Genomic DNA, 13,688 nt, shown 5'->3' with positions numbered 1-13,688 from the left:
CATAAGATATTATAGCTGATTTTTTAAAATTACTCATTATCATCTATTAATGAATTTAATTTTGCAATCGCTTCTTTCAAACCACCGACTTCATTTATAAGTCCACATTCTACAGCCTGATTACCTATTAATATAGTTCCAACATCATTTAATAAATCGCCTTGCTGTTTTAAAAGTTTTTCTAAATGTTCTTTGCTTATGTTAGATGTTCTGACTATAAAATCATTTATTCTTTCTTGCATTTTCTTAAAGTATTCAAAAGTTTGAGATACTCCGATTATAAATCCATTCATTCTTATTGGATGTACAATCATAGTGGCTGATGGAGTTATAAATGAATAACTTGCTGAAGTTGCAAGTGGAACTCCTATAGAATGTCCTCCACCTATTACTATTGAAACAGTTGGTTTTGAAATTGAATTAATCATTTCAGAAATTCCAAGCCCAGCCTCTACATCTCCACCTACTGTATTTAGAACTATAAGAACGCCTTTAACATTTTCATTTTGTTCCATTTCTATAAGTTGTGGAATTACATGTTCATATTTCGTAGCCTTATTTTGGGCTGGTGAAACAATATGTCCTTCTATCTGTCCTATTATTGGTAATACCCTTATTCTTTCATTAGGATTTACTATTCCAGTATTTCCAAATTCTTTTATAGCCTCAATATTTTTATCTAACTTTTCTTTATCTTTTTCATTATCATTACTCATAACCATTCCTCCTATACATTTTTATTTTGTACAAGAGTAAATATTTTATACTATTTATTTAGTTTATGATAATTCAAATGATTTATGTAATGCATTAATAGCTTCAGATACTTTTTCTGTTTTTATTAAACACCATATAGTCATATGTGAATCTGCTGTTTGTAAAACTTCAATATTATTATCAGTTAAAGTTTGAACAATCTTAGCTATAACTCCAGGTATTCCAGCCATTCTTGATCCTATTACAGCTATTTGACTACATCCTTCATTTAATGAATATTTTATATTAATTGAATTTAATATATTTTCTAAATTGTTTTTGCTTTCATTATCTATAGTAAAAATTTGTTGATCTGGGAATATATTTATAAGATCTAAGCTTATTTTATTTGCTGCTAATAAACTTAATACCTCTCTATATTTTTGATTATCTTTATTTTCGTTTAATTTTATATTTACTTGTATTCTATTATTTCTATGAGTTATACCAGTTATTATTTTATCATTATTTATATCACCATTATTATTTATAAGAGTACCTTCTGCATCACTCATTGTATTTTTTATTAAAAGAGGAACATTACTCTTCATTGCAATATCTACAGCCCTTGGATGTATTACTTTTGCACCTTGTTCTGCTAATTGGAATACTTCATTATAACTTATAACATTTATAACTGAAGCATTTTGAACTATTCTTGGATCAGCTGTCATTATTCCATCTACATCAGTATAAATCTCTATTTGATTTGCATTTAATGCTGCTCCAATAATAGCTGCACTCGTATCACTACCTCCTCTTCCAAGAGTTGTGAAAAATCCATCTTCTGTCATACCTTGGAATCCTGTTATTACAGGAACTCTTCCTTTTGAAACTGCATCTAATATCTGATCTGGCTTAACATCTATATGATTAGCATTTGTATAAATATTATCAGTTTTTATACCAGCCTGACCTCCAGTTAAAGGAATTGCATCTATTCCTGATTTAAATAACTCATTACTCATAACTACTGAACTTATTATTTCTCCACAACACATTAAAAGATCTGTAGCTAATTTATTTGTTGCTTTAAAATCTTTTTCTATTAATGATAATAATGTATCAGTAGCATAAGGATCTCCCTTTCTTCCCATAGCCGAAACTACCACAACGGGTGAAAATCCTTTATTAATAGCTTGCTTTACTTTTTCTATTACTTTCTGTCTTCTTTCTTTTGTAGATACAGATGTTCCACCAAATTTTTGTACTACAATTTTCATAACGTTTCCCCCTTAAATTTATACTTTAGCTCGTTTTATACTTCTTTCATCAGCATCTAATATTATTGTTTTTGCTCCAACCTTTTGAACTGCATTCCAATTTATTTCTAATACTTCTCTCGCCCCACCAAAAATACTAAACTTAGAAGTTGTAGTATCAACTATTAAATATCTTATATTTCCTTCTTCATCAATTACTAAATCATTATTTTGAAGATAATCGTATTTTTCACCATCATTTATATTTATAAGCTCATATTTTTCAAGTTCACTAAGATATTTTATATTTTTATCTCCTTGAACATACATAAGTAAGACCTCCTATATATTTATACATAAATATATGAAGTATAATTTATTTTTATTACTATATTTTACATTTGTCTTCATTTTTATAATTATAAGCTATTGTTGATTTATATATAAATGAATCTAAGTAGTCCTTATCTATGTCACTACCAACATAAGCAGTGTTTATAACTCCATCTTTAAAACACTTATTAATAACATAATCTATATCATTTTTACTTATTTTATCTATTTTTTCTATAACTTCTTCTTCAGTTCTAATATTTTTTCTTAAAAGCAATGATTTTGCATTAGCAAACATTTTAGAACTAGTGCTTTCTAAACCTAATATATAATTAGCTTTAATCTTTTCTTTATTTATTTTTAATTGTTCTTCTGTTATACCATTTTCAACCAAATTCTCTATTTCTCTTCTTATGACTTGTAAAGCTTTTGAAGCATATTCTTTACTAAGACCTATATATATACTTATTAATCCAGTTTCTTGAAAAGCTTGAATATATGAATATACAGAATAACAAAGTCCAAGTTCTTCACGAACTTTTTGAAATAATATAGATGATGCTCCACCACCTAATATATTATTTAATAATACTAATGCATATCCTTTATCATCATTTGCTGATAAGCCCTTTAAACCTAAATTTATATGAAGTTGCTCGATTTCTTTTTTTAAAAAATATGAATTTTGTTTTATTTGAAAAGGTTCATATTTAGGAGAATAATTACTTTTATTTTCCCATTCTCCAAAAAACTTTTTTACTAGCCTTAATATTTGATCTTCATCAAATTTACCACAAATAGATATAACAGAATTATTTGGTGTATATTTTTCATCTATAAATTTTATAATTTCATCTCTTGTTAAATCCTTAACCTTTTCTATACTGCCTAATATAGGGTAAGATAATGTATTTCCTTCAAATGCTGCCTTTGAATGAAGATTATCTAAGACATCTTCTGGACTATCTTCACTCATATTTATTTCTTCTATTACTACACCTTTTTCTTTTTCAATTTCTTCTTCATCAAACTTTGAATTTAAAATCATATCCGATAATACATCTAAAGAAATATCTATATGTGTATGCAATGTTTTTATATAATAACAAGTTACCTCTTTACTTGTAAAAGCATTTATTTGCCCACCTACATTTTCGATTTCTTCTGCAATTTGTTTTGCAGTTCTATTTTTCGTACCTTTAAAAAACATGTGTTCTATAAAATGAGAAATACCATTTACCTCTAATTCTTCATTTCTTGATCCATTTTGAATCATTACTCCTACACTAACCGAATTAACCCCATCTATTTTTTCTGTAACAATTTTTAGCCCATTTTCTAGTGTAAAAATTTTATGCATAAAAGCCTCCTCTAGTAAAAAAAAGGCAATTATATTGCCCTTTTATTATTCCTTATCTTCTTTTTCTTCATTATCTTCTAATGCATCTTTTCTTGAAAGATTTATTCTTCCTTGGTTATCAATCTCTGTAACTTTAACAAGGATTTCATCACCAACCGAAACTATATCTTCAACTTTATTTACTCTACTTTTATCTAATTTTGAAATATGCACTAGCCCTTCTTTATTAGGAAGAATTTCTACAAAAGCTCCGAATGTTGTTATCTTAGTTACTTTACCTAAGTAAATTTCTCCAGCTTTAACCTCTTTAGTTAAACCTTCTATTATGCTAATAGCCTTTTTAACTCCATCATGATCTACTGATGATACAAATACTGTTCCATCTTCTTTTATATCTATTTTTACACCAGTATCTTCGATAATTTTGTTAATTACCTTTCCACCGGCTCCAATTACATCTCTGATTTTTTCTGGATCAATTTTTATAATTGATGTTTTTGGTGCATATATTGAAACATCTTTTCTTGGCTCTGGTATACATTCTTGTATTTTTTCTAAAATTGTCATTCTAGCTTTTCTAGCATTTTTTATTGCAGTATTTACAACATTAAAACTTAACCCTTTAAGCTTAGTATCAACTTGTATTGATGTTATACCTTTTTCTGTACCTGCAACTTTAAAATCCATATCACCAAAGAAGTCTTCTATTCCTTGGATATCAGTTAATACTTCTTCTTCAGTTAAATCTTCTGATGTTATAAGTCCCATAGCAATACCTGCCGCTGGTCTTTTTATAGGAACTCCTGCATCTAATAATGCTAAAGTAGATCCACAAACAGAAGCTTGTGATGTTGAACCATTTGAACTTAAAACTTCTGAAACTAATCTTATAGTATATGGGAATTCATCTTCAGAAGGTATTAAAGGTTCAAGTGCTCTTTCTGCTAAAGCTCCATGACCTATTTCTCTTCTTCCTGGACCTCTAAGCGGTCTTACTTCTCCAACACTATATGCTGGGAAGTTGTAATGATGCATATATCTTTTAGACTCTGCCTCGTCTATTCCATCTAATATTTGTATATCACCAATTGATCCTAATGTAGCAACTGTCATTACTTGAGTTAATCCTCTTGTAAATAATCCAGTACCATGAGTTCTTGGTAAAATTGAAACTTCACAATCAAGTGGTCTTATTTCATCAAAAGCTCTACCATCTGGTCTTCTTTTATCCTTTAAAAGCATATTTCTAACTACTGCTTTTTGCATTGTATAAAGAACTTCTTTTATGTCTCCTTCTTTACCTTCATGCTTTTCAGAAAACTCTGCATAAACCGCTTCGTTTACTTTGCTCATAGCTTCATTTCTTTCATCTTTATCCATGATATACATAGCATCTTTTACCATATCTGAAGCAAAATCTTTAACATCTCTTTCTACTTCTTCATCTACTCTATAAAGAACGGCTTCTTCTTTAGCTTTTCCTAACTTAGCCATAGCTTCTTCTTGAAAGGCTATTATTGGTTGACATGATTCAAATCCAAAGTTTATTGCTTCTATCATTGTATCTTCTGGTATTTCATCTCCACCAGCCTCTATCATCATAACCTTTTCTTTAGTAGCACATACAGTAAGATCTAATATGCTTTTTTCTCTTTGTTCTGATGTAGGATTAAGTATGAATTCGCCATCAACTAAACCAACTTGTACTCCAGCTACTGGAATATTATATGGTATACTTGATAAACATAAAGCTATTGAAGCTGCATTTATAGCTAATATTTCAGGCAAATTATCTTTTTCAACTGAAACTACAGTACATACAACTTGAACATCATTTCTATATCCCTTTGGAAATAAAGGTCTTATAGTTCTATCAACAGCTCTTCCATGAAGAATAGCTTTGTCTGATGGCCTTCCTTCTCTCTTTATAAATCCTCCAGGTATTTTTCCAACAGCATATAATCTTTCTTCATATTCTACACTTAATGGAAAGAAATCTATACCTTCTCTCGGTTCTTCTGACTTATTTACATTAGTTAATATTACAGTATCTCCATAGCTTACTAACACAGCAGCATTTGATAACATACCTAAATCACCAAATTCAACTTTCATTTCTCTTCCAGCTATTACTGTACCTATTGTATTTCTCATAAGGAACCCTCCTTTCGACTTGTTTTCTTACAAATTTTTCTAATTATTTTAAAATAATAGAGCGGTTTTAACCGCTCTAAGCTATCTTCTTAAACCTAATTTTTTAATTATAGCTCTATATCTTTCGATATCTTGCTTTGCTAAGTAATTTAAAAGACCTCTTCTTTGTCCAACCATCATTAATAATCCTCTTCTTGAGTGGTGGTCTTTCTTGTGAACTTTTAAGTGTTCAGTTAATTCGTTAATTCTTTCGCTTAATAAAGCTATTTGAACTTCTGCTGATCCTGTATCGTGTTCACTTCTTCCAAATTCTTTAATTATTTCTTGCTTTCTTGCCTTATCCATAATTACACCTCCGTAAAATATCCCCTTAGTTCCACGTAATAAGATGGCACCTTATAACGTAGGACTAGGTTTCCGCTATTTATTATAGCAGAACAATCTATTATTGTAAATAAAATTTATATAATATGATTTATTCTTCTTAATTGTGCAAACTTTTCATCATTTTTTAATTGATTCTTTAATTCATATATAGAGTTAAATTTTATTTCCCCTCTAATTCTTTCAAGAAAATACAAAGTTATTTCATCTCCATAAATTTCTTTATCAAAATCTAATATATATGTTTCTATTGTTAAACTCTTACCTTCAACAGTAGGATTTTTACCAACTGATGTTATTCCCTTATATATTTTATTATTCCACTTTACATTGCTATAATATACACCAATGCAAGGAATAATTTTATTGAAATTCATTTTTAAATTTGCAGTAGGAAATCCAATAGTTCGACCTAACTGTCTACCATGTATTATCTTTCCTGTAATATTATAAGGTCTAGTTAACATCTTATTTGCACATTCAATTTCACCATCTCTTATTGCTTTTCTTATTCTAGTACTACTTATAGGATATCCATCAAATAAAAGTGGTTCCATAATTTTTAAATCATAATTATAAATTTTAGATAGTTTTTCTAAAAGTTTTGTATCTCCTAGATTTTTATGTCCAAACTTATAATTAAAACCTACTACTATACCTTTAACATTATATTCATTGCAAAGTTTCTCTATAAATCCTTCTGCTGATAATTCCATAAATTCTTTATTAAATTCTCTAAGAACAACCTTATCTATACCCTCATTTTTTAGAATATTAATTTTTTCATCATTGTTCATTAAATATTCTATTTTTTTATCTGGATTAATAACAGTTCTTGGATGATTACTAAATGAAAATACCATGCTATTGCAATTGTTTATTTTAGAAAGCTCTATACACTTTTCTATTAATGACAAATGTCCTTTGTGCAATCCATCAAAACTTCCTAATGCAATATAATATCCAGTATCTTTTTTATCAATTACTTTCATCTTTTAGCATTCTCTCCTATTAAGTTATATTAATAATTTTTCTAACTTAAATCCATCTTTATATTTTTTTCCAAGCCCTAAAAACATATTATCTTCATCAAAAACTCTATATAAAGTATTTATCTCAACATCACTTTTAAAAATCCTCTTATCGTATACATTTGCTCCATTTACAAGAAGATTTCTAAATTTATTATTTATAGTTACAGAAGGGTATGCATTTAATGCTTTTTCTATAGGTATTAAATATTCACTAATATTATCTTCATTTAGTAAATCTATATTTATACTATCTTGTTCTTTAAATACTGATGTTTCAGTTCTTTTTAACTTACACATAGTTCCATAAACACCTAATTTTTCACCTATATCATAGCATAAACTTCTTATGTATGTTCCCTTAGAACACCTAACAGACATTGTAATTTTAGGTAAATCTATCTTTATATTATCTATGTTATATATAGTAACTTCTCTACCTTCTCTTTCGATTTCTATTCCCTGTCTTGCTAAATCATATAATCTTACACCATTTTTTTTAATAGCCGAATACATTGGTGGAATTTGACTATAAGTTCCTTCAAAAGATTTTATGACATTATATATAATATTTTCCTCAAGATGAGAAATATCCTTTTTATCTAGAACCTCACCTTCTAAATCATATGTTGTAGTCTTAAATCCTAAAGAAAATTCAACTTCATATCTTTTAGGTGCTATCATTATATAATCTATTATTTTTGTTGCTTTTCCAAGACAAATTGGTAAAACACCACATGCTTCAGGATCTAGAGTGCCTGTATGTCCTACTTTCTTTTCTTTTGAAATCTTCTTTATAATTCTTACAACATCAAAAGATGTCATTCCAGGTTTTTTAAATATATTAATTACTCCTTGCATGACATTAACTCTCTTTCAATAGACTTTAAAAGATTATCTTTAGCTACATTAAGTAAAACCCCTCTTTGCATTAGTCCAGAAGCTTTTATATGTCCACCGCCTCCAAATTGTTCTGCTATTTTTCTAACATCAAAATCATTTTTTGATCTAAGACTTGCTTTTACACCTTCTTCAACTTCCTTTAAAAGAATAGCAATTTCAACTGATTTTATACTTAAAAGAGTTCCTATTATATCTGAAGTATCTTCTTTTTCAGCATCAAATTTTTTTATTATATTATCATCTATAGATGCACAAACAACTTTACCATCAAAATAAAGTTTAGCTCTTTGAAAAACATATCCCATCAAATTAAGTTTATTTATACTTCTATTATCAAACAAATTATTGTATATACTTGAATTATTAACTCCTACTTCAATTAAATCCCCAGCTATATTATGTGTTCTTTTAGTAACATTAGAATGTCTAAAAGAACCTGTATCCGTAACTAAAGATGTATATATACAATTTCCTATTTTTTGCAATATATCTTCTTTAACTGAAAAGTCATATCCCATTTCTTTTAATAATAAAAATACTATTTCTGCTGTAGCAGCCGCCTCAGTATCAACATAATTTATAAACCCATAATTATCATTCGACATATGATGATCTATATTAATTATCATTCCTTTAAATTGCGATAAATCTGCAGATATTCTTTCTAAATTCCCACAATCTAAAACAATTACCAAGTCCGTTCCTTCTGTTGGCTCTGTAATTGTACCATTAATTTCTTCTGAGTAATGAAGATAAGAGAAATCTTCAGGAAGTGTATCCTTAGATATTATATACACTTCCTTACCAAGTTCTCTTAACCCATTAAGAAGACCTAAGGCACTACCTATAGCATCTCCATCTGGTGATGTATGATATGTTATTCCAATTTTATTAGCCTCAATGATAATTTTCTTAATATCCTTAAGTGCCATATATTATTGCTCCTTAGCTTTTCTTATTAATCCATCAATTTTCATTCCATAATCGATTGATTCGTCTAATTCAAAAATTATTTGTGGGGTAACTCTTAATTTAACCTTACGCCCAACTTCTCTTCTTATAAATCCACTTGCACTTTTTAAAGCCTTTAGATTGCTTTCTTTTTCTTCTTCACTATTTGCAAATATGCTTACAAATACTTTTGCATAACTTAAGTCTCTAGTTACTTCAACGCCTGTTACTGAAATCATAGCTGTTAATCTAGGATCTTTTATTTCATTTTGAATTAAACTACTTACAACTTTCTTAACTTCTTCGTTTATTCTTCCACCTCTATAATTAGCCATGTTAATTCACCTCTTAATTACAGTTCTTTTCTTTCGATGGCTTCCATAGTATATGCTTCAATAATGTCTCCTTCTTTAATGTCATTGAATTTTTCAACACTTAATCCACATTCATATCCGCTCTTAACTTCTTTTACGTCATCTTTAAATCTTTTTAAAGATGCTAAAGTTGATTCAAATATTACTATACCATCTCTTATAACTCTTATATCTGAATTTCTTGTTATTTTTCCATCTGTAACATAACATCCAGCTATTGTACCAACATTTGATATTTTATAAGTTTCTCTTATTTCTGCTTTACCTAATACAACTTCTTTATATTCTGGCTCAAGCATTCCAATCATAGCTGATTTAACATCATCTATTGCATCATATATAATTCTATAAGTTTTAATATCTACACCATCTTTTTCAGCCGCTGAAACAGCATTATTATCCGGTCTTACATTAAATCCTATTACTATTGCATTAGAAGCAGTTGCTAATGTTATATCTGTTTCAGTTATAGCACCAACACCTCCATGTATAACTCTTACTTTAACATCTTCTGTTGATAATTTTTCTAAAGATTGTCTTATAGCTTCAACTGAACCTTGAACATCAGCTTTTACTATAATACTTAATTCTTTTACAGTACCTTCTTTTATTTGACTATATAAATCTTCAAGAGAAACTCTATGTCTATTTTGACTTTCAGCTTTCATTTTTTCTTTTCTGTTTTCAGCCATATTTCTAGCAGTTTTCTCATCTTTTACTTGATTAAATCTGTCTCCTGCTGCTGGAACTTCTGAAAGTCCTAAAATTTCTACTGGAATTGATGGACCAGCTGATTTTATTTTCTTTCCTGTATCGTCAAACATAGCTCTTATTCTTCCATAAGTTGATCCAACTAATATTGAATCTCCAACATGTAAAGTACCATTTTGAACAAGTAAACTAGCAACTGCTCCTCTACCTTTATCAAGTTTAGCTTCAATTACAGTTCCTTTAGCTTTTCTATTTGGATTAGCTTTTAATTCTAACATTTCTGCTGTTAAAAGAACCATTTCAAGTAATGTACCTATTCCTTGACCTTCTTTAGCTGAAACTGGAACACATATTGTATCTCCACCCCAGTCTTCTGCAACTAATCCATACTCAGTTAATTCTTGTTTTACTCTATCTATATTAGCTCCTGGTCTATCTATTTTATTTATAGCAACTACCATAGGAACCCCTGCTGCTTTACAGTGGCTTATAGCTTCTTTTGTTTGTGGCATTATTCCATCATCTGCTGCAACAACTAATATAACTACATCTGTAATTTGTGCCCCTCTTGCTCTCATTGCTGTAAAAGCTTCATGTCCTGGAGTATCTAAAAATGTTATTTCTTCTCCATTTACTGTTACTGTATATGCTCCTATGTGTTGTGTTATACCACCTGCTTCTGTTGCAGTAACCTTAGCTTTTCTTATAGCATCTAAAAGTGATGTCTTACCATGGTCAACGTGTCCCATTACAGTTATTATAGGAGGTCTCTTTTGAAGATTTTCTTCTTTTTCATCTTCTATTTCTAATTTATCAAGCTCTGCTGATTCTTCTTTTTTCTCTATTAAAACTTCGTACTTTTCACAAACTTTTTCTGCTGTAGCAAAATCTATTTCTTGATTTATTCCAGCCATAACACCAGTAAATATAAGTGTTTTTATAACATCTGCTGATGGTTTATTTAATTTTTCTGCTAATTCTTTTACAAGAATAGTTTCACCAACTTCAATAATTTTAGCTTCATCACCATCATTATCTTCATTTGAATTTGAATTTCTCTTACCTTTTTTCTTTTTCTTAGGTCCTTTGTTTACTTCTTCGTCAACAATTTTCTCGTATTCTTCTACGATTTCTGCTGTTCCTTCTGATGAGTTTCCTAAAAGTTCTTTTATAAGTTCTGCATCCTCATCTTCTATTACACTCATATGATTCTTGACTTCTATATTAAATTCATCCATTAATAATTCAATTAAATCTTTTGAACTTATATTAAGTTCCTTTGCTAATTCATACACTCTAATTTTTGACATACAGTCACCCCCGGTTAATTTCTACATACATTTTCCTCCTCGTAAAGAGATAATAACTTTTTAGCCATATTTTGATCTTTAATTGCTAAAATTTTAATTTCTTCTTTTCCTATGCCAATCCCTAAATCTTCTTTAGAGAAGTCTTCAATATATGTTATTTCATTTTCATTACAATGCTTTTTAAATTTTTTCTTAGTTGATTCAGATGCATCTTTTGAAATTACAAAAAGATATATTTTTGTCTTATTTCTAAGTTCATTGCATCTGCTATATCCTTCTATCAGGCTACCTGATCTTTTAGCTAATCCTAGAAAATTCAAAAATTTATTCATCTTTCATCTCTTCCCTTAGCCTATCATAAATTGCCTCATCTATTTGAATGTCTAAATTTCTACTAAGTCTTCTTGTTTTTACTGCATTTTTTAAACATTCAGTAGATCTACAAATATAAGCTCCTCTACCTGACTTTTTTCCTGTTAAATCTACAGAAACTTCACCATCTTTTGATTTTACAACTCTTATAAGTTCAACTTTCGGCTTCATTTCCATACATCCAGTGCACATTCTTAAAGGTATTTTTTTAGTCTTCATAAAAAACATCTCTCCTATTCTGATATTTCTTCTGAATCCATATTAATAACTTCTTCTTTATTTGCTTCCTCTTCTTTTAAAGCTTGTGTCTTACTCTTTATGTCTATTTTCCAATTAGTTAATTTAGCTGCTAATCTAACATTTTGACCTTCTTTTCCAATTGCTAAAGAAAGTTGATTATCATCTACAACAACTTTTGCTGATTTTTCATCTTCATTAACTGTAACACTTAAAACTTTTGCTGGACTTAAAGAATTAGCTATAAATTCTGCTGGGTCTTTACTCCATTTTATTATATCTATCTTTTCATTTTTAAGTTCATTTACTATATTTTGAACTCTTACTCCTTTAGGGCCAACACACGCTCCCATAGCATCTACAGATTCATCATTTGAATATACAGCAATTTTACTTCTTGATCCTGCTTCTCTTGATATACTCTTAATTTCAACTATTCCTTCATAAATTTCTGGAACTTCAAGTTCAAATAATCTCTTAACTAATCCTGGATGAGTTCTTGAAACATTTATTTGAGCTCCTTTTGAAGTGTTTTTAACTTCAACTATATATAGTTTTAACTTTTCGTTGAAATTGTATTCTTCACCTTTCATTTGCTCATTAGGTCCTATAACTCCTTCAAGTTTTCCTATGCTTACAAATACTAATCCTTTATCTTTTCTAAGAACAGTACCTGTTATTATGTCAAACTCTTGATCTTTATATTCACTATAAACTATATTTCTTTCTGCTTCTTTTATTCTTTGTGTAACAACTTGTTTAGCTAATTGAGCTGCAACTCTACCAAAGTTTCTTGGAGTAACTTCTATATCAACAACATCATCAACTTCATATTTAGGATTTATTTCTTTTGCTTCTTCTAAACTGATTTCAGTTACTTCATCATAAACTTCATCAACAACAACTTTTTGAGCATAAACTCCTATTTCTCCATTATTTCTATTTATTGAAACTTTGACATTTTGAGCTGATGTATATTGATTTGCATAATTTTTTTTATATGCTGCAACCATTGCATCCTCAATTGTTGTAAATATTAAATCTTCACTTATTCCTTTTTCTTTTACTATCTCTTTAAGAGCACCTATAAACTCTTCGTTCATCTGTTTATCCTCCTTTTATAATTCTCCTTCTAAATTTGCTGATTTAACCTTTTCAAGTTCAATCCTTACTGTTTCTTCTCCATCTATTTCTATAAAACCATCTTTACATGATTTTAATATACCTTTTATATTTTTACGTCCATTTGTTGTCTTTGTAAATCTTACAAATATTTCTTTACCTATAAATCTATTAAAGTGATCTTCTTTATATAAGTTTCTATTTATTCCTGGTGAAGAAACTTCAAGATAATATGAAGTACTTATTGGATCTTCTATATCTAACATTTCACTAACTCTTCTTGAAACATTTTCACAATCAGTAAGTGTTATGCCATCTTCATTATCTATATATATTCTTAAATAATTTTCTCCATTTTCTTTTACGAATTCAACATGATATAATTCATATCCTAAATCATCAGTTATTGGAATAACTAATTCTTCTATTCTTTCGATTAAAGCATCTTTTTTCATATTTGTCCTCCTTTTCCATATTCAATTTTTTGC

Annotated in this window: 15 protein-coding genes; all 15 read right to left on the bottom strand. The window is 28.7% G+C overall.

What is annotated here, in order from left to right:
- Positions 1-29: 29 nt before the first annotated feature.
- The 15 genes from AC4FQ1_RS00990 to rimP all read right to left on the bottom strand — a co-directional run bounded on the left by AC4FQ1_RS00990 (position 30) and on the right by rimP (position 13,655).
- Positions 30-722, bottom strand: a complete 693-nt coding sequence (locus AC4FQ1_RS00990) for a ClpP family protease (protein WP_491168662.1) — start codon at positions 720-722, stop codon at positions 30-32.
- A 57-nt stretch (positions 723-779) separates the two neighbouring features.
- Positions 780-1,979, bottom strand: coding sequence for an aspartate kinase (gene dapG, locus AC4FQ1_RS00985; protein ID WP_303127129.1), 1,200 nt, complete (start codon positions 1,977-1,979; stop codon positions 780-782).
- Positions 1,980-1,997: 18 nt separating this feature from the next.
- Positions 1,998-2,288 carry a YlmC/YmxH family sporulation protein gene (locus AC4FQ1_RS00980; protein ID WP_303127127.1) on the bottom strand — a complete coding sequence of 97 codons (291 nt, stop codon included), beginning with the start codon at positions 2,286-2,288 and terminating at the stop codon, positions 1,998-2,000.
- Between the two features lie 58 nt (positions 2,289-2,346).
- Positions 2,347-3,651: a M16 family metallopeptidase gene (locus tag AC4FQ1_RS00975; RefSeq protein WP_491168661.1), complete on the bottom strand. Its 1,305-nt coding sequence runs from the start codon at positions 3,649-3,651 to the stop codon at positions 2,347-2,349.
- 45 nt (positions 3,652-3,696) lie between these two features.
- Positions 3,697-5,805, bottom strand: a complete 2,109-nt coding sequence (locus tag AC4FQ1_RS00970; RefSeq protein ID WP_303127123.1) for a polyribonucleotide nucleotidyltransferase — start codon at positions 5,803-5,805, stop codon at positions 3,697-3,699.
- An 81-nt stretch (positions 5,806-5,886) separates the two neighbouring features.
- Complete coding sequence (rpsO, locus tag AC4FQ1_RS00965) at positions 5,887-6,150, bottom strand: 30S ribosomal protein S15 (protein WP_491147163.1); 264 nt, start codon at positions 6,148-6,150, stop codon at positions 5,887-5,889.
- A 116-nt stretch (positions 6,151-6,266) separates the two neighbouring features.
- Positions 6,267-7,181: a bifunctional riboflavin kinase/FAD synthetase gene (locus tag AC4FQ1_RS00960; protein WP_491168660.1), complete on the bottom strand. Its 915-nt coding sequence runs from the start codon at positions 7,179-7,181 to the stop codon at positions 6,267-6,269.
- A 24-nt stretch (positions 7,182-7,205) separates the two neighbouring features.
- A complete protein-coding gene (truB, locus tag AC4FQ1_RS00955) occupies positions 7,206-8,081 on the bottom strand; it encodes a tRNA pseudouridine(55) synthase TruB (protein WP_491168659.1) in 876 nt (291 codons plus the stop codon).
- The gene (locus AC4FQ1_RS00950) at positions 8,069-9,055 is read right to left on the bottom strand and encodes a DHH family phosphoesterase (RefSeq protein WP_303127115.1); all 987 of its coding nucleotides are present in this window, start codon (positions 9,053-9,055) and stop codon (positions 8,069-8,071) included. Before AC4FQ1_RS00950 ends, truB begins: the two co-directional genes overlap by 13 nt.
- 3 nt (positions 9,056-9,058) lie before the next feature.
- On the bottom strand, positions 9,059-9,409 hold the full coding sequence (rbfA, locus tag AC4FQ1_RS00945) for a 30S ribosome-binding factor RbfA (protein ID WP_303127113.1): 351 nt from the start codon (positions 9,407-9,409) through the stop codon (positions 9,059-9,061).
- A 17-nt stretch (positions 9,410-9,426) separates the two neighbouring features.
- On the bottom strand, positions 9,427-11,469 hold the full coding sequence (gene infB, locus AC4FQ1_RS00940) for a translation initiation factor IF-2 (RefSeq protein ID WP_303127111.1): 2,043 nt from the start codon (positions 11,467-11,469) through the stop codon (positions 9,427-9,429).
- A gap of 14 nt (positions 11,470-11,483) precedes the next feature.
- A complete protein-coding gene (locus tag AC4FQ1_RS00935) occupies positions 11,484-11,801 on the bottom strand; it encodes a ribosomal L7Ae/L30e/S12e/Gadd45 family protein (RefSeq protein WP_303127109.1) in 318 nt (105 codons plus the stop codon).
- On the bottom strand, positions 11,794-12,060 hold the full coding sequence (gene rnpM / locus AC4FQ1_RS00930; protein WP_303127107.1) for an RNase P modulator RnpM: 267 nt from the start codon (positions 12,058-12,060) through the stop codon (positions 11,794-11,796). The genes AC4FQ1_RS00935 and rnpM overlap by 8 nt, the downstream gene beginning before the upstream one ends.
- A 14-nt stretch (positions 12,061-12,074) precedes the next feature.
- Positions 12,075-13,181 carry a transcription termination factor NusA gene (gene nusA, locus AC4FQ1_RS00925; RefSeq protein ID WP_303127105.1) on the bottom strand — a complete coding sequence of 369 codons (1,107 nt, stop codon included), beginning with the start codon at positions 13,179-13,181 and terminating at the stop codon, positions 12,075-12,077.
- Between the two features lie 15 nt (positions 13,182-13,196).
- A complete protein-coding gene (gene rimP, locus AC4FQ1_RS00920) occupies positions 13,197-13,655 on the bottom strand; it encodes a ribosome maturation factor RimP (protein WP_303127103.1) in 459 nt (152 codons plus the stop codon).
- Positions 13,656-13,688 lie beyond the last annotated feature (33 nt).

This window comes from Clostridium sp. TJA020 (assembly GCF_058310295.1).
This window is presented reverse-complemented; position numbering and strand designations above follow the sequence as displayed.